Annotated in this window: 16 protein-coding genes; 11 read left to right on the top strand and 5 right to left on the bottom strand. The window is 73.1% G+C overall.

What is annotated here, in order from left to right:
* The first annotated feature begins 10 nt into the window (after positions 1-10).
* Complete coding sequence (locus AB0G01_RS01620) at positions 11-1,303, top strand: beta-N-acetylhexosaminidase (RefSeq protein ID WP_360939836.1); 1,293 nt, start codon at positions 11-13, stop codon at positions 1,301-1,303.
* Between the two features lie 3 nt (positions 1,304-1,306).
* Here the strand turns inward: AB0G01_RS01620 and AB0G01_RS01615 are convergent, their stop codons facing one another.
* Entirely contained in the window at positions 1,307-1,528 is a 222-nt protein-coding gene (locus tag AB0G01_RS01615) for a PspC domain-containing protein (protein ID WP_360938391.1), read from the bottom strand.
* Between the two features lie 218 nt (positions 1,529-1,746).
* Here AB0G01_RS01615 and AB0G01_RS01610 point away from each other — a divergent pair, with 218 nt between their 5' ends.
* The 4 genes from AB0G01_RS01610 (at position 1,747) to AB0G01_RS01595 (ending at position 4,541) form a co-directional block, all read left to right on the top strand.
* Positions 1,747-1,923 carry a hypothetical protein gene (locus AB0G01_RS01610; protein WP_360938389.1) on the top strand — a complete coding sequence of 59 codons (177 nt, stop codon included), beginning with the start codon at positions 1,747-1,749 and terminating at the stop codon, positions 1,921-1,923.
* Entirely contained in the window at positions 1,916-3,034 is a 1,119-nt protein-coding gene (locus tag AB0G01_RS01605) for an XdhC/CoxI family protein (protein WP_360938386.1), read from the top strand. The genes AB0G01_RS01610 and AB0G01_RS01605 overlap by 8 nt, the downstream gene beginning before the upstream one ends.
* 152 nt (positions 3,035-3,186) lie before the next feature.
* Entirely contained in the window at positions 3,187-3,450 is a 264-nt protein-coding gene (locus AB0G01_RS01600; protein WP_360938383.1) for a hypothetical protein, read from the top strand.
* A gap of 26 nt (positions 3,451-3,476) precedes the next feature.
* On the top strand, positions 3,477-4,541 hold the full coding sequence (locus tag AB0G01_RS01595) for a CapA family protein (protein WP_360938380.1): 1,065 nt from the start codon (positions 3,477-3,479) through the stop codon (positions 4,539-4,541).
* Between the two features lie 2 nt (positions 4,542-4,543).
* Here AB0G01_RS01595 and AB0G01_RS01590 read toward each other — a convergent pair whose 3' ends face one another.
* The 3 genes from AB0G01_RS01590 to AB0G01_RS01580 all read right to left on the bottom strand — a co-directional run bounded on the left by AB0G01_RS01590 (position 4,544) and on the right by AB0G01_RS01580 (position 7,877).
* Positions 4,544-5,494 (bottom strand): o-succinylbenzoate synthase, encoded by a 951-nt coding sequence (locus AB0G01_RS01590; RefSeq protein ID WP_360938377.1) that lies wholly within the window; start codon positions 5,492-5,494, stop codon positions 4,544-4,546.
* A gap of 25 nt (positions 5,495-5,519) precedes the next feature.
* Positions 5,520-6,149 (bottom strand): hypothetical protein, encoded by a 630-nt coding sequence (locus tag AB0G01_RS01585; RefSeq protein ID WP_360938374.1) that lies wholly within the window; start codon positions 6,147-6,149, stop codon positions 5,520-5,522.
* A 66-nt stretch (positions 6,150-6,215) separates the two neighbouring features.
* Entirely contained in the window at positions 6,216-7,877 is a 1,662-nt protein-coding gene (locus AB0G01_RS01580; RefSeq protein ID WP_360938371.1) for a DNA repair helicase XPB, read from the bottom strand.
* Positions 7,878-8,089: 212 nt separating this feature from the next.
* Between AB0G01_RS01580 and AB0G01_RS01575 the strand changes: the two genes are divergently transcribed.
* From AB0G01_RS01575 to AB0G01_RS01560, 4 genes are all read left to right on the top strand, one after another.
* Positions 8,090-8,671, top strand: a complete 582-nt coding sequence (locus AB0G01_RS01575; RefSeq protein WP_360938368.1) for a hypothetical protein — start codon at positions 8,090-8,092, stop codon at positions 8,669-8,671.
* A 164-nt stretch (positions 8,672-8,835) separates the two neighbouring features.
* On the top strand, positions 8,836-9,606 hold the full coding sequence (locus tag AB0G01_RS01570) for a hypothetical protein (RefSeq protein WP_360938365.1): 771 nt from the start codon (positions 8,836-8,838) through the stop codon (positions 9,604-9,606).
* 55 nt (positions 9,607-9,661) lie between these two features.
* Positions 9,662-10,132, top strand: coding sequence for a hypothetical protein (locus AB0G01_RS01565; RefSeq protein ID WP_360938362.1), 471 nt, complete (start codon positions 9,662-9,664; stop codon positions 10,130-10,132).
* A gap of 100 nt (positions 10,133-10,232) precedes the next feature.
* The gene (locus AB0G01_RS01560; protein ID WP_360938359.1) at positions 10,233-11,048 is read left to right on the top strand and encodes a hypothetical protein; all 816 of its coding nucleotides are present in this window, start codon (positions 10,233-10,235) and stop codon (positions 11,046-11,048) included.
* An 88-nt stretch (positions 11,049-11,136) separates the two neighbouring features.
* Here AB0G01_RS01560 and AB0G01_RS01555 read toward each other — a convergent pair whose 3' ends face one another.
* Entirely contained in the window at positions 11,137-12,075 is a 939-nt protein-coding gene (locus AB0G01_RS01555) for an ABC transporter substrate-binding protein (RefSeq protein ID WP_360938356.1), read from the bottom strand.
* A 484-nt stretch (positions 12,076-12,559) separates the two neighbouring features.
* On the opposite strand from AB0G01_RS01555, the gene AB0G01_RS01550 reads away from it, so the two are divergent.
* The gene (locus AB0G01_RS01550) at positions 12,560-15,967 is read left to right on the top strand and encodes a nitrate- and nitrite sensing domain-containing protein (protein WP_360938353.1); all 3,408 of its coding nucleotides are present in this window, start codon (positions 12,560-12,562) and stop codon (positions 15,965-15,967) included.
* Positions 15,964-16,383 (top strand): roadblock/LC7 domain-containing protein, encoded by a 420-nt coding sequence (locus AB0G01_RS01545; protein ID WP_015097946.1) that lies wholly within the window; start codon positions 15,964-15,966, stop codon positions 16,381-16,383. The genes AB0G01_RS01550 and AB0G01_RS01545 overlap by 4 nt, the downstream gene beginning before the upstream one ends.
* The last annotated feature ends 1 nt before the right edge of the window (position 16,384 follow it).

Below are 16,384 nucleotides of genomic sequence, written 5' to 3'. Positions count from 1 at the left end.
GGACGGCTCGGTGGACGCCCGGCTGACCCTGGACGGCCCGTCCGGCGCGTACCGGCTGGTGATCGGGCCGGGCGTGGTGGTGGAGGCGGCCGACGACGCCGGCCTGTTCTACGCGCGCCAGACGGTGAAGCAGCTCGCGGGGCCGGACTCCTTCCGCGCCGCGCCGATCTCCCGGGAGCCGGTCCGGCTGCCGGTGTGCGTGGTGGAGGACGCGCCGCGGTTCGCGTGGCGCGGCGTGATGCTCGACGTGGCGCGGCACTTCCTGCCCAAGCACGACCTGCTGCGGTACGTGGACCTGCTGGCCGCGCACAAGTTGAACGTGCTGCACCTGCACCTCACCGACGACCAGGGCTGGCGCTTCGAGTCCAAGAAGTTCCCGCTGCTGCACGAGGTCGGCGGCTGGCGGCCGTCCTCGCGGTACGGCGACCGGCGCAGCGGCGGCCAGACCGGCCGGCCGCACGGCGGCTACTACACGCAGGACGACCTGCGCGAGCTCGTGGCGTACGCGGCCGAGCGGCACATCACCGTCGTGCCCGAGATCGACGTGCCCGGCCACAGCCAGGCGGCGATCGCGGCCTACCCGGAACTCGGCGCGGCGGGCGGCGGGGTGTGGACCGACTGGGGCGTGAACCCCAACGTGCTCAAGGCCGACGAGTCCGCGGTGGACTTCTTCCGGCAGGTGTTCGACGAGCTGCTGGACGTGTTCCCGAGCGAGGTCGTCGGCCTCGGCGGGGACGAGGCGGAAGGCGGCGACGGGCGGTTCGTCCGGCGCATCGCCGAGCACCTGGTGCGGCGCGGCCGTCGACCGCACGGCTGGGACGAGGTGCTGGACGTCGGTCCGCTGCCCGCCACGACCGTCGTCGCGTCGTGGCGGGGCGAGGAAGCGGGGCTGACGGCGCTGGAGCGGGGCCACGACGTGGTCATGTGCCCCGAGGCGCACGTCTACCTGGACTACCGCCAGGGCGCGGGCGAGGACGAACCCATCCCCGTCGGCACCCTGCTGACCTGGGAGGACGTCTACGCCTACGAGCCCGCGGCGGCCGATCGGGTGCTCGGCGCGCAGACGAACGTGTGGACCGAGCACCTCGATTCCCCGCGTCGCGTCGACTACGCCGTCTTTCCCCGGCTGTGCGCGTTCGCCGAGGTGGTATGGAGCACCGCGACCCGTGACGTCGCGGAGTTCCGGACCAGGCTGGCCGACCACCACCTGCCGCGCCTGGACGCCCTGGGCGTCGAGTACCGGCCGTTGGCGGGGCCGAAGCCGTGGCAGACGCTCCCCGGCGTCCCCGGCTTCCCCCGGTAGCGGTCAGCCCTCCTCGGGCACCATGATCCACGCGGCCAGGTAGAGGAGCGCGCCCGCGCCGAGCCCGAACAGGGTGGCGGCCACCAGCACCACGCGCAGGATCGCGGCGTCCACGCCGATCATCTTGGCGACACCGCCGCACACCCCGGCGACCATCCGGTCGTCCCGGCTGCGGCGCAGCTTCTTGACCTTCGCGGTGGCTTCGCCGATCACGTCGTTCGTCATGGCCCAATGGTGCTGGTCAGCGGGCTCGGGCACATCGGGGACGGACCCTGAACTCTCCCTCAGGGGAGAACCGGGGCCCGTCCCCGACCCGTCCGGTGCTCCCGTCGACGTGGGACGCGCTCGCGCGGGCGCGGGACCTGCGGGCGACCAGTCGTGCGGCGGTCGCGCGCTCTGCCGGCCGGTGTGCTGACGACCCCGTCCGGGAGCACAATCGGGAGATGATCGAGGCCGGTGCGCTGACGGGACTCGCGGGGTTCGTTCCCGTGCTGCGGCGCGCCGGGGTGCCCGGCGGCCCGGCGGCCCGGCTGGAACGCTTGGCGCACGAGGTTTTCCGGGGCGACCCGCACGCCGGGCACGGCCTGGTCGCCCTGGTGGGGGGAATCGGCCGTGCGTGACGTCCTCGCGGAACTCGCCCGTCGGGTCGCGGCCGGCGAGGTGGTCGGCGTCGGCACGGTGGTGGCCACGTTCAGCTCCGCGCCCCGCCCGCCCGGCGCGGCCATGCTGGTCGGCGGGGACGGCGACGTGGTCGGGTCGGTGTCCGGCGGGTGCGTCGAGGGCGCGGTCTACGAGCTGGCGCGGGAGGTCGTAGTGGCCGGGCCGCCGGTGCTGCGGCGCTACGGCGTGACCGACGACGACGCGTTCGCGGTCGGGCTGACCTGCGGCGGGATCATCGACGTCTACGTGGAGGCGGTGTCGGCCGCGTCGTTCCCGGAGCTGCCCGACGTGCTGGGCACCGTGCGCGCGGAGGAGCCCGTCGCGGTCGCCACGATCGTCGAGCACCCCGGGTGGACGGGCCGCCGGCTGGTGGTGTGGCCGGACCGGGTCGCCGGCGACGTGCCCTCGGCGCGGGCCCGGGACGCGATCGCCGACGACGCGCGCGGCCTGCTCGCGGCCGGCCGGAGCGCGACCCTGCACTACGGCCCGGACGGGCAGCGCCGGGGCGAGGGCATGGCGGTGTTCGTGAACTCGTTCGAGCCGCCGCCGAGGCTGCTGGTGTTCGGCGCGATCGACTTCGCCGCCGCGCTGGCGCGGCTCGGCGCGTTCCTCGGCTACCGGGTCACGGTGTGCGACGCCCGCCCGGTGTTCGCGACCCGGAGCCGCTTCCCCGACGCCGAGGTGGTCGTGGACTGGCCGCACCGCTACCTCGCGGAGCAGGCCGACGCCGGCCGGGTGGACGGCCGCACGGTGGTCGCGGTGCTCACCCACGACCCGAAGTTCGACGTGCCGCTGCTGGAGGTCGCGTTGCGGCTCAAGCTCGGCTACGTCGGTGCGATGGGCTCCCGCCGCACCCACGACGACCGGGTGCGCCGCCTGCGCGCGGCGGGGCTGGCCGAGGACGAGCTGGCCGGCCTCGCGTCCCCGATCGGCCTGGACCTGGGCGCGCGCACGCCCGAGGAGACCGCCGTGTCGATCGCCGCCGAGATCATCGCCCTGCGCTGGGGCGGGGGAGGTGACCGCCTCACCCGGACGACCGGCTCCATCCACCGCGCTCCGGGTGTCGTGTGACGGGCACCGTCGAAGGGCTCGCGCGCGACGGGCGGTTCCACCCCGTGCCCGGAGAACCCGAGCTCGGCCCGCCCGCGCCGTCAGCGGCAAGATCACGGGCCGGGTTCGCCGATTGCCTGGCGACCCGGCCCGCGACGCGGGAGGCTGGACGGGTGACTTCCCCCGAACCCGAAGCCGACCCGGCGACCGCCGCCCAGACGACCGCCGCCGCCACCGCCGCTGCCGCCGACGTCACCGCCGACGCCGCCGACGCCGCGAAGGCCGAGCCGCCGCACCTGCGCGCCCTGCCGCACGAGCCGCACGAATCCACCGACCTGCTCGACACGCCCCGCGCCCCGGCGCTCAAGCGGGTGCTGCCGGTCGTGGCGGTGCTGGTCGCGCTGGTGCTCCTGCTGCGCCGCAGGCGGCACCGCTGAACCGCGGGGGCGGGCGGCTCGCGGCGGTGTCGCTGGTCGCCTGCCTCACCGCGGCCTGCACCGGGACGCCGGCCGTCGTCACGTCGTCCCGGCCGCCCCCGCCGACCACCACGACACCGCCACCGCCCCCGTCGTTCACGCTCGCCGCCGGCGGCGACATCCTGGTGCACCCGCTGCTCACCGAGCAGGCCGACCGGGACGGCGCTCGCGACTTCGTCCCCGTCCTGGACGGGCTGCGCCAGGCGATCGACGCCGACCTGTCGATCTGCCACCTCGAAACCCCGCTGTCCGCGCCCGGCGACCCGACCTACGGCTACCCGGCGTTCAGCGCCCCGCCCGAGGTCGCGACCGCGTTGAAGGCCATCGGCTACGACAGTTGCTCGACGGCCTCCAACCACACCCTGGACCGGGGTCCCGACGCGATCGGGACCACGCTGGACGTGCTGGACGCGGCCGGCCTGGAGCACACCGGGTCGTTCCGCTCCCCCGAGGAGTCCGCCACGCCGCTGCTGCTGGACGTGCGCGGCGTGAAGGTCGCGCAGCTCTCCTTCACCTACGGCTTCAACGGCATCCCGCTGCCGCAGCCGTGGATGGCGAACCAGCTCTCGGTCGAGGGCGTGCTGGGTGCCGCCCGCGCGGCGAAGGCGGCCGGTGCGGAGGTCGTGGTGGCGAGCCTGCACTGGGGTGCCGAGTACCGGCACGAGGTCACGGCGGAGCAGCGCGAGCTGGCCGAGGCGGTCCTGGCCGACCCGGCGGTGGACCTGATCATCGGGACGCACGCGCACGCGGTCCAGCCGATCGGGCAGGTCGGCGGCAAGTGGGTGGTCTACGGGATGGGCAACGAGGTGGCCCGCCACTCCGAGCCGCGCGGGATCACCGAGGAGGGCATCATCACCCGGTTCACGTTCGAGAAGGGCCCGAACGGCTGGGCCGTGCGGCACGCCGAGTACGTGCCGACCCTGGTCGAGTTCGGCCCGCCGATCCGGGTGGTCGACCTGACCCGCGCGCCCTCGACCCCGCGCCGCGCGGAGGCGTTGGCGCGCACGGACGGCGTGGTGCGGAGCCTGGGCAGCGCGATCACCCGGCGCTGACCTCAGGGCAGCGGCAGCCCGGCCGCCGAGGCGACCCGCGCCACCCGGTCCTCCCAGCGGCGGGTGGTGGCCGGGTCGGCGGCGAACGCGTCGCGCCGGTCGGGCTCGGGCGTCGTCGCCGGCACCGGCAGCCACCCGTCCACGGGCCGCAGCGAGTCGCCCGCCACGTCGCCGTCCAGCAGCGCCAGGGTGCCCAGCCCGCACGCGAAGTCCAACTCCGGCAGCGCGCCGGCCAGCGCCAGCCCGGCGGCCATCCCGACGGACGTCTCCACCGCCGACGACACGACGCACGGCAGCCCGCACGCCTCGGCCACCTCCAGCGCCCGCCGCACCCCGCCCAGCGGCGCGACCTTGATCACCGCGAGGTCCGCCGCCCCGGCCACCGCGACCCGCATCGGGTCCTCGGCCCGCCGGATCGACTCGTCCGCCGCGATCCGCACGTCGACCCGCCGCCGCACCGCCGCCAGCTCCTCGACGGACGGGCACGGCTGCTCCGCGTACTCCAGCCCGCCCGCCGCCCGGTCGAGCTCGCGGATCGCGCGCACGGCCGTGTCGACGTCCCACGCGGTGTTCGCGTCCACCCGGATCGCGCCGGCCGGCCCGAGCGCGTCCCGCACCGCCTCGACGCGGGCCAGGTCGTCGGACAGCGCCGCGCCCGGGTCGGCCACCTTCACCTTCGCCGTGCGGCACCCGGAGGCGGTCACGATCTCGTGCGCCCGCTCCGGCGACACCACGGGCACCGTGCAGTTCACCGGGACGCGGGACCGGACCGGCGCGGGCCACCCGTCCGCCGCCGACTCGACGGCGCACGCCAGCCAGGGCGCGCACTCGACGTCGGAGTAGTCGAGGAAGGCGCAGAACTCGCCCCACCCGCGCGGACCTTCCACCAGCACGCCCTCCCGGACGGTGATGCCGCGGAACCGGTTGCGCAGGGGGATCGAGTAGACGAACACGCCGGAAGCCTAGAACGGGCCGGTGTCAGAGCGGGTCGAGGGCGGCGACCCGGCGCAGGGCGCGCGCGGCCAGGTCCGGCTCCACCTCCTCCACCGCGATCCGCAGCGCCGACGCGAACCCGTCCACCCGCCGGTCCAGCCCGGCCAGCGCCCGGGTCGACTCGGCGAGCGACGCGGCCAGGCCGGGCCGGTTGTCCGCGCCGGCCAACTCGCCGCGCACCCCCAGGCTGTCCCGCAACGCGGTCAACGCCTGCCACAGCACCGCTTCCACGTGCGCCAGCCGCACCGGGTCGGCGTTCTCCCGCAGCGCCAGGAAGTCCTCGCACAGCCGCCGCGCGCGCCGGCGCTGCCCCGGGTCGGCGAACTGCCCGCAGTGCACCACGTCCCGCTCCCGGGCGGCCCGCGCCACGTCCCACCCGTCGACCCGCCGGGGTAACAGCGACAGCACGCCCGCCGCCGCGAGCGGCAGCACCGCCCACGGCCAGGGCACGAGCACCGGCAGCACCCCGGCCACCGGCGCGGCCACGGGCAGCAGCACCCGCGCCCGCGCCCGTCGGGACCGGGCGCGGGCCCGCCGCCCGGCCGCCGCGCCATCCGCGCCGGGCCGCCACACCCACCAGCGCGGCACCGGTTCCAGCCGCACGACCACCGTCATGTCCCACCCGATCTCCGGGCCGTAGTGAAGTGATCAACCTAGTGGTACGCCCCGGCGCGGAGGAGGTCAGCCGACCTCGGGGAGCTTCGGTCCGAGCAGGTCGTCCGCGTCGACGATCTTGTACGCGTAGCCCTGCTCGGCCAGGAAGCGCTGGCGGTGGGCGGCGTAGTCGGTGTCCAGCGTGTCCCGCGACACCACCGAGTAGAAGTGCGCCTGCCGCCCGTCGCCCTTGGGCCGCAACAACCTGCCGAGCCGCTGCGCCTCCTCCTGGCGCGACCCGAAGGTGCCGGACACCTGCACCGCGACCGACGCCTCGGGCAGGTCGATGGAGAAGTTCGCCACCTTCGACACCACCAGCGTGCGCAGCTCGCCGCGCCGGAACGCGTCGAAGAGCTGCTCGCGCTCCTTGTTCTTCGTGGACCCCTGGATGACCGGGGCGTCCAGGGCCTCGCCCAGCGATTCGAGCTGGTCCAGGTACGCGCCGATCACCAGCGTCGGCTCGTCCGGGTGGCGGTCCAGGATCGCCCGCACCACGGGCAGCTTGGTGCGCGCCGTCGAGCACAGCTTGTAGCGCTCCTCCGGCTCGGCGGTGGCGTACTCCAGCCGCTCGTGGTCGGTCAGCGTGACCCGGACCTCGGTGCACTCGGCGGGCGCGATCCAGCCCTGCGCCTCGATGTCGCGCCACGGCACGTCGTACCGCTTGGGACCGATCAGCGAGAACACGTCGCCCTCCTGGCCGTCCTCGCGGACCAGGGTCGCGGTCAGGCCCAGCCGCCGCCGGGACTGGAGGTCGGCGGTCATCCGGAACACCGGCGCGGGCAGCAGGTGCACCTCGTCGTAGACGATCAGGCCCCAGTCGCGGGAGTCGAACAGCTCCAGGTGCCGGTACTCGCCCTTGGACTTGCGGGTGATCACCTGGTAGGTCGCGATGGTGACCGGGCGGATCTCCTTGCGCTCGCCGGAGTACTCGCCGATCTCGTCCTCGGTCAGCGTCGTGCGCGCGACCAGCTCGCGCTTCCACTGCCGGCCCGCGACCGTGTTGGTCACCAGGATCAGCGTGGTCGCGCCCGCCTCGGCCATCGCCGCCGCGCCGACCAGCGTCTTGCCCGCGCCGCACGGCAGCACGACGACGCCCGAGCCGCCCGCCCAGAACGCCCGCGCGGCTGCCCGCTGGTAGTCGCGCAGTTGCCAGCCGTCCTCCACCAGGTCGATCGGGTGCGCCTCGCCGTCGACGTACCCGGCCAGGTCCTCGGCCGGCCAGCCGACCTTGAGCAGGATCTGCTTGAGCCGGCCGCGTTCGCTGGGGTGCACGATCACCGTGTCGTCGTCGATGCGGTCGCCCAGCATCGGCTTGATCTTCTTGTGCCGCAGCACCTCTTCCAGCACGGCGCGGTCCAGCGAGCCGAGCACCAGGCCGTGCGCGGGGTGGTTGGCGAGCTGGAGCCGGCCGAACCGGCCCATGGTCTCGACCACGTCCACCAGCAGCGGCTGCGGCACGGGGTAGCGGGAGAACCGCACCAGGGCGTCGACCACCTGTTCGGCGTCGTGCCCGGCGGCGCGCGCGTTCCACAGCGCGAGCGGTGTGACCCGGTAGGTGTGGATGTGCTCGGGGGCCCGCTCCAGCTCGGCGAACGGCGCGATGGCGGTGCGCGCGTCCTCCGAGAGCGGGTGGTCGACCTCCAGCAGCAGGGTCTTGTCCGACTGGACGATCAAGGGGCCGTCGGTCACGGGAAAGCACTCCTGTCGCTTGGCGTACCCCCAGTGTTCCAAGCGGGTGCAAGTCGACCACGGAGCGTGGGCGGAAGCGCACGCAAAGCGCTTGGACTCGGTTCGGTAAAACCGCGTACACCCGGATGGCGCAGTGGATACCTTGCCTTGCCTCCCGCTCGCGCGGTACCGCGCGGAATCAGAGCGGGTTCCCGATTCGAACGAAGGTCATCATGAGCACGGACGCGCCCGCGCCCACCCCGAACTTCCCCCCGGCCCCGCCGCAGCAGGAGCCCGCGCAGCCGAAGAAGAAGAGCATCGCGGTCAAGATCCTGACCTACGTCGGGGGTCTGCTGGTGGCGGCTCTGGTCGTCTACGGCTTCAACTACTTCACCAGCGACGCCGCGCAGACGAAGGCCGGGGACTGCGCGAGCCTGTCCGGCACGCGCACCAAGCCGGAGTTCAAGACCATCGACTGCGGCGCGGCCGAGGCGAACTACACCGTGGGCAAGGTGCTCGGCGGGGTGTCCGAGTCGTGCGGCGGCCAGTACTACGACGAGTACACCGAGACCGCGCGGCGCGGCCCGGACTCGAAGCTGTGCCTGGTGCCGAACTACGTCGAGGGCTCCTGCTACGAACTCGACAACTCCACGAACGTCGGGTACCCGCCCGTCGACTGCGCCAAGTCGGACGTGCTGAAGCTGGCCAAGACCGTCAAGGGCTCCGACGACGAGTCGGCGTGCACCGAGGGCGTGCCGATGACGTTCTCCGAGCCGAAGCTCACCTACTGCTTCGCGCCCGCCGAGATCGCCTGACCGCGCACAGCGCCTCTTCGCGCTGATCAGCCCCCGTGCCGGGGACGTTCCCCCCGGACGTCCCCGGCCCGGGGGCCTCGTCGTCGTGCGCCTTCACGCCGAGCCGGGTGCCCGTGCCGCTACCTTCTGGGTCGTCACGCGCACCCCGTCCAGCGAGGATGATCATGAGCAACGAGCCGAACCAGCCCGCCGAGGGCACTCCCGAGCCGGAGTCCGCGGCCGGTGGCGGGGCCGGGCCGGACGCCAAGCCCGGAGCACCCGCAGCGGCGTCACCCGCCGAAGCCGCGCCCGCCGGCAGGTCGGGTGCGTCGCCCGCGCCCGGCCCGGTGCCGGCGGCACCCGTCGAGACCCCGTCCGGTGAGACGGCACCCGGTCCCGAGCGGTACCTGATCGCCCCGGACGCCGAGGAGCGCGAGGAACCGCGCTCGACGGGTGGCGGCCCGGTCAAGAAGATCCTGCTCGTCGGCCTGGCCGTGCTGGTCGTCGTGGGCGGCTTCTTCGCCATCCGGTACTTCGTGAACAACAGCGCGGTCGCCTCGGCGGGCGACTGCGTGAGCCTCACCCAGCAGCCCGAGAACCGGGCCGACGTGAAGAGCCTCGACTGCGACGACGACCAGGCGACGTTCAAGGTCGGCAAGGTGCTGGAGACGGCCGAGGCGGTGTGCCCCGAGGAGGGCCTCTACACCGAGGTGTCCCCGGCCGGCGGTCCCGGCGACGGCTACAAGCTGTGCCTGCTGCCCAACATGGCCGAGGGCTTCTGCTACAAGCCGGACGAGGGCACCGGGTTCGTCAAGGGCGAGTGCGTCGGCACGGACGCGTTCAAGGTGACGAAGGTCATCCAGGACTCCACCGACCTGACGCAGTGCCCGGACAGCGCCGGCATGTCCTACCCGGAGCCCGCCGTCACGTACTGCCTGGCACCGGCCGAGGTGTAACCACATGCGGTGAACCCGCTCAACCCGGCGCGCGGCCGTGCCGATGTCCCTGACCATGCGGAAACTCGGGTGGTGGGCCCTCGGCGCGGCCGTCGTCGTCCTGGCGGGCGGCTACGCGCTGACCACGTCCGGCGGTGCCGGCCCGCGACCGGTGCCGGGGGACTGCGCGAACATCTCCGGGCAGTCCGACCGGCCCCGCTACGAGGTCGCGGACTGCGCCGCCGCGCAGGCCAACGTGAAGGTCGCGAAGGTGGTCGACCAGGTCGGGCAGTGCCCCGGCGGCGGCGCGCCGTACTCGACCTACTCCGGCCCGGTCACGCTGTGCCTGATCCCCAACTTCGTGGAGGGCTCCTGCTACCGGCAGGACGCCGAGGCGGGGGTGCGGAAGGCGGACTGCGCCGCCACCGAGGCGATCAGGGTGGTGAAGGCCGACCCGGGCACGACGGCCTGCGGCAGCGGGCGCACCCTGACCTACCCCGAGCCGGCGGTCACGTTCTGCCTCTCCCGCGCCGGCGACCCGCGCTGACCCGGCGACCGGGCCGGGCCGGTCGTCCTGACCGGAAACCGCTGCGCACGCCGGGGGCCCGGCGGTACGTTCCGCTCGTCCGATCCGAGAGGAACACCGCGTGACCACGCCCCCGAACCAGCCGCCGCCGGGTGGCCACCCGCCCCCGCAGCCGGGCTGGGGCCCGACACCCCCGCCGGGCTTCCCCGCCGCGCCGCCGCCGGCGGACCAGGGCCACCGGGGTTACCCGCAGCAGCCCTACCCCCAGCCCGGCTACCCGCCCCAGCCCGGGTATCCGCAGCAGCCCGGCTACCCGCAGCAGGCCGGTTACCCGCAGCAGGCCGGATATCCGCCGCCGGGCTATCCGCCCCCGCCGGGCTACCCGCAGCAGCCCGGTCAGCAGAACTTCCCGCCGCCGCCGCGCAACCGCACCTCGCGCGGCGCGAAGGTGCTGGTCGGCGTGGTCGGGCTGGGCATCGTCGGCATCGTGGTGGCCGGGATGATCGCGGGTGTCGGCAGCCCCGGCCGCGCGGCGGTGGGGGACTGCATCAAGGTCAACTCGGTGAGCGTGACCGACGCGGACGTCGAGACGATCGACTGCGCCTCGGCCGAGGCGGCGTTCAAGGTGGCCGTCACCCTGGACAGCAGCACCGACGCGTGCCCGTCCGGCGACTACTCCGAGTACAGCGACCGGGGCGGGCGGCGCAGCGACGGCTTCAAGCTGTGCCTCGCGCTCAACGCGGCGGAGGGCGACTGCTTCAAGCAGGAGGGCACGATTGTCGCGGGCAAAACGACCAAGGTGACCTGCGATTCGTCCGCCACGCACAAGGCGCGCGTGGTCGCGAACACCCAGGACGAGAACCAGTGCGAGAGCGGCGAGACCGTGTTCGTTTACTCACAGCCGGCTACCACGATCTGCCTGGTCAAGACTGAATAACAAAAACGGGGGGCCTTCCGCGGCGACGCGGAAGGCCCCTAAAACACCACCGGCACTTCACCGCGAGCGACCGGGCAGTCGCTCGGCGCTAGTTCGTGGTGCCCGGGGGAAGCAGCGCCTGAACGTCCAATCGAGCCGGCAGAACGTCCTCGGTGTCCATCATGTCCGCGACCCGCTGGAGCCGGATCTGGTTCAGCGACAGCGGGAACGTGCCCACCGACACCAGCGCGGCGGTCTGCTGGTCGACGTCCACGTAACTGGTCAGGGCGTCCTGGACGGACAGCTTGTTGTTCGTCCCGAGCTGCTGGGCGTCCCGCAGGACCTGGCGGAACAGGGTCAGCGTGCGGGGGTTGGCGTCGGCGAACTTCTTGCTCGACGCGTACCCGGACATGGGGAAGTCCTTGGTCGGGCCGATCGCCGTGTCGGTCACGATCCGCGCGCCCGCGTCCTTCTGCGCCTTGGTGATGAACGGCTCGGTCATCCAGGCCGCGTCGACCTGGTCGGCCTTCATGGCGTCGACCATCTGCTCGAAGGGCATGACCTTGAGGTTGATCCGCTGCTTCTCCACGCCGGCGGTGTCCAGCACGGCCTTGGTGGTCAGCGCGCCGACGTCGGTGTCGCTGTTCACCGCGATCCGCGGCGAGGCGAACTTGGCCGGGCTGTCGTACTCCGGGTCCAGCGTGACCAGCGCCATCGTGTTCGCGCCCGCCTGGTACGCCTCGCCCTGGAGCTGGAGCTGGGTGCCCTCGGCGACGGTGCGGAACAGGTTGACGTGGCTCGCCCAGGTGATGTCCAGCGTGGTGTCGAGCTGCTTGATGCCCTCGGCCTCGCTGTTCAACGTCACGAGCTGCACGGACAGGCCGGCCTTCTCGAACAGCTTCTCGTTGGTGGCCAGCTTCAGCGGGGCGACGTCCACCACCGGCATCACGCCGATGCGCAGCGTGTTGCGCTCCACCTCGGGCAGGCCGCCGCTGTCGGTGCCGGGCAGCAGACCGCACGCCGTCAAGGTCGCGGCACACGCGAACAACGCTGCCGCACGTCGCAGAACACGCGCTGGGGTAGGCATGGCACCTCTCGCCGCGATGACCTCTTGAGCGGGGTCTATTTGATCAACCGAATTGTCGACGCATGTTGTCGATGCGGGGGATGGTAACCACCCGGAGGTGTGAAACGACAGTCCCGGCCGATACTGTGAGTGTCTCCAGAGTCTTCCCCGCGGCAGGGGTCCGGCACTACGCTCCCGGCCGGGTGGCACAAGGTCCACGAGGTCCCTTGCGTCCCTGTGCGGGGTGGGGTGCCTAGCCGGCGCTACCGCTCCTGTGCTGCAATTCGGCCCGAATTCGTGTCCATGCTTCGGTCCGTGGGGAGAGGCCGGGGAACACTGCTGCCGGAAGAGGAAGCCCAGGGTGGCCCGACGAGAGAGAGGTCCCAGCCAGTCAAGCGTGGAGATTCCGCCACGCTCCGTTACTCCCGGAATGGGTGACGGACTGGCTGCGCTGCGTGATGGAACCGTGACCGAGTCGACGGGTGGCGGGCCGACCACCGGGGTGCGCGGGAAGCGGAACGCGGGAACCGCGCCGTGGCGGCTGCGGAACTGGCGGCTGCCCACCAAGCTGGCCGCGGTGCTGTTGATCCCGACGATCGCCGCGCTCGCCCTCGGCGGCCTGCGGGTGCAGACCGACCTCGGCGACGCGACCGAGTTCAACCGGTTGGCGAACCAGATCCAACTGGAGGCCGCGGTCGCGGACGTCGTCCAGCAGCTCCAGCGCGAGCGCGACCTGAGCGCGAGCCACGTGGCGTCGGGCAAGACCCTCGACCGCGTCGTGCTCGACCGCCAGCTCCGCCGCGTGAACGACACCACGGACGCGCTGAACAACAAGATCGCGGAGCTCAGCGGCGACCTCGACGAAGACGTGGTCACCCGGTTCCGCCGGGCGGCCGAGCAGCTCAACAGGCTCAGCAGCCTGCGCAACGCCGTGCGGGACACCGCGTACCCGTCCGACGCGGTGCTGCGCACCTACTCCGAATCCGTGGAGAGCCTCCTCGACCTCGGCGAGCAGGCCATCGCCGGCATCAACCACCCCGAGCTGGTGCGGCTGCACCTGGCCACCAACGCCATCGGCCGCATCAAGGAGCAGGAGTCCCGGAAGCGGGGCATCATGCTCGACGTGTTCCAGCGCGGCGGCTTCGGCCCCGGCCAGGAACGCGCCCTGCTGGCCGCGAACGCGGAGCTGGAAGCGGCGCGCAACGACTTCCGCAAGTCGGCGACGCCGGACCAGGCCAAGATCTACGACGACATGGTGACCGGCCTGATCGTCGACACCGCGAACGACATGCAGGAGTCGGCGCTGAACCTGGCGGCCGGCGGCAAGAGCCTCTCCTCGCTGCGCCCGGAGCGGTGGGACATCGCGTCCACGCTGACCGTGAACCTGACCCGCGACGTGGAGAACCTGCTCCTGGAGCAGCTCCAGAACCGCACCGACGAGCTGACCGGCCAGGCCCGCACCTCGGCGCTGCGCGACTCGGGCATCGTGCTCGGCGCGCTGCTGCTGGCGTTGATCATGGCGCTGTTCGTGGCCCGCTCGATCCTCAACCCGCTGCGCACCCTGCGCCGCACCGCGCTCGACGTCGCCGACCACGGCCTGCCCGACGCGGTGAGCCGCATCCTGGTCGACCCGAACCCGCACGAGGCGGCCAAGACCGCCATCGCGCCGGTGCCGATCACCACCAACGAGGAGGTCGGGCAGGTCGCCCGCGCCTTCGACGCGGTGCACGGCGAAGCGGTCCGGCTGGCCGCCGAGCAGGCGCTGCTGCGCGACAACGTCAACGCGATGTTCGTCAACCTGTCCCGCCGCTCGCAGGCCCTGGTGGAGCGCCAGCTCAACCTGATCGACCGGCTGGAGCAGGACGAGCAGGACCCGGACCAGCTCGCCAGCCTGTTCGAGCTGGACCACCTGGCCACCCGGATGCGGCGCAACTCGGAGAACCTGCTGGTCCTCTCCGGCACCGACCTGTCCCGCCGGCTCACCCGCCCGGTGCCGGCCGCCGAGGTCCTCGGCGCGGCGGTGTCCGAGGTCGAGCAGTACGCCCGCGTCCAGGTCGGCCAGACCCCGGAGCTCACCGTCCAGGGCCGCGCGGTCAACGACCTCGTGCACCTGATCGCGGAGCTGCTGGACAACGCCACGGCGTTCTCCGACCCGATCACCAAGGTCACCGTCCGCACCGCCCGCACCCGCAAGGGCGAACTCGCGATCGAGATCCAGGACCGCGGCGTCGGCATGGCCGAGCAGGAGATCGCCGACGCCAACGAGCGGCTGGCCGACCCGCCGGAGGTGGACGTCGCGGTGTCCCGCCGGATGGGCCTGTACGTGGTCGCCCGGCTGGCCAAGCGGCACGACATCAAGGTCCGGCTGCGCGGCAACGAGGACATCGAGGGCGGCACCACCGCACTCGTCGTGGTGCCGGAGAACCTGGTCGCCGCGCCCGGTGCGCCGGGCACGCCCCAGGAATCGGTGTTCGGCACCCCCGCCGTCCCGGTCCACCCGAACCCGGCGGAGCGGGCCAGCGGCATCGCCGGCGCGTTCACCGGCTCCATGCCGCGCGTGGACGACGAGCCGGCCTTCCCGGTGAGCTTCGTGCGGAGCGACACCGAGCCGGACGCCGCCGGGCTGCCGACGTTCGGCGAGACCCCGGCGGAGACCTCCGGCGAGATCTCCCAGCCGTGGCTGCCGATGGGCGACGGGTTCACCGACCGGGACGTGGACCACGAGCCCGTGGGCTCGTTCGGCGAGCCGACCCTCTTCACCGCCTACGAGGACCGGCCCGACGACGACGACCCGGACGCGCACGGCTTCCAGACCACCCAGTTCGCCCCCGCGATCGAGGGCCGGCCGGACGGTGAGCCCTACGCCGAGCCGTTCGCGGAGGCCCCGCCGGTCGCCGAACCGTTCGAGGAGCCGTTCGCCGAACCGTTCGCCGAGGCCCCGCCGGTCGAGGAGCCCGAGCCCGCCCGGCGCAACGGCTCCACGCCGCACGCCCCGGAACCGGCCCGCGAGGCGCACCAGGACCTGGACGCCCCGACCGAGCGGCTGCCGATCTACGAGGCGGTCCTCTCCCAGTGGTTCCAGGCCGTGGGCAGCGAGACGTCGGCCGGGACCGCCCAGGCCGTGCCGCCCGCGTCGAAGCCCCGGACCGAGCCGAAGGCCGAGTTCGAGCCGGAGCCCGAGCCCGAACCGGAGGTCGTGGCCGGACCCGCGCTGCCGACCCGCCGGCCGCTGCCGGTGCCGCCGGTCGCGCCGACCACCGAGGACGACCCGCCGGTCCTGACGCGCGACGTGGACAAGGGCCGGCCGTTCACCGAGGGCGGATTGCCGAAGCGCCGTCCCGGCTCGCCCGACAACCTGCCCAAGCGCGCTGCGGAGGTGCCCCGCGTGTCCGAGGCCGAACCGGCCGCCGAACCGGTCGCCGAATCGGAACCTGCCGCACCCGGCGGACTTGTGCGCGGTGCCCACGCGCACGCCGATCCCGTGCACAATGATCACACGCCCGGTGATCACGACCGCGGTGACCACGAACACCAGGACGACGACCCGGGGTCGTCGTCCGAGCAAGCTTGGCACTCGCCCGCCGACGAAGGCTGGCAAGCTGCCCAGGCACTGCTCAGCAAGTCCCCAGAGACCACGACACAGGCGGGGTTGCCCAAGCGGGTGCCCAAGGCTCAGCTTGTGCCGGGATCAGCCGCTCCCAAGCCCCAGGCCGCGGAGCGGCAACCGCAGCGGCCCCCGCTGCCACCACGATCGGCTGACGCGATCCGTGGACGCATGTCGAGTCTTCAGCAGGGCGTCCGTCGAGGGCGACACGCGTTGATCGACGCTTACGCTGGTGACATGTCGAGCCGGCAAGACGAGGAGCAGGAGTGACGACCGCAGCTCAGCCAGGCAGCTTTGGTTGGCTTATCACCGACTTCGTGCGCCGGGTTCCCGGTGTGGCCCATTCCGTTGTGGTGTCGGCGGACGGGCTTCTGCTCGCCGGCTCGCAGGGCCTTCCGCGAGACCGCGCCGAGCAGCTCTCCGCAGTGGCCTCCGGTCTGGTCAGCCTCACGGCCGGCGCGGCCAGGTGCTTCGAGGCGGGCACCGTGAACCAGACCGTGGTCGAGATGGAGCGGGGCTACCTGTTCCTGATGTCGATCAGCGACGGGTCGTGCCTCGCGGTGCTCGCGGCCCCGAACTGCGACATCGGCCTCGTGGCCTACGAGATGACCTTGTTGGTCGAACGCGTGGGCCAACAGTTGACCCCGGAGCTGCGCGCGCAGCTCCAGGGTGCGGTTCGGCGGTAGA

This window comes from Actinosynnema sp. NPDC023587 (genome assembly GCF_040640215.1).
GTDB lineage: Bacteria > Actinomycetota > Actinomycetes > Mycobacteriales > Pseudonocardiaceae > Actinosynnema.
This window is presented reverse-complemented; position numbering and strand designations above follow the sequence as displayed.

What these genes read in the sequence shown, in the direction of transcription:
- AB0G01_RS01615 (WP_360938391.1), bottom strand. Translation starts at nt 1,528, where the DNA reads ATGACGAACGACGTGATCGGCGAAGCCACCGCGAAGGTCAAGAAGCTG.
- AB0G01_RS01610 (WP_360938389.1), top strand. Translation starts at nt 1,747, where the DNA reads ATGATCGAGGCCGGTGCGCTGACGGGACTCGCGGGGTTCGTTCCCGTG.
- AB0G01_RS01585 (WP_360938374.1), bottom strand. Translation starts at nt 6,149, where the DNA reads ATGACGGTGGTCGTGCGGCTGGAACCGGTGCCGCGCTGGTGGGTGTGG.
- AB0G01_RS01575 (WP_360938368.1), top strand. Translation starts at nt 8,090, where the DNA reads ATGAGCACGGACGCGCCCGCGCCCACCCCGAACTTCCCCCCGGCCCCG.
- AB0G01_RS01570 (WP_360938365.1), top strand. Translation starts at nt 8,836, where the DNA reads ATGAGCAACGAGCCGAACCAGCCCGCCGAGGGCACTCCCGAGCCGGAG.
- AB0G01_RS01565 (WP_360938362.1), top strand. Translation starts at nt 9,662, where the DNA reads ATGCGGAAACTCGGGTGGTGGGCCCTCGGCGCGGCCGTCGTCGTCCTG.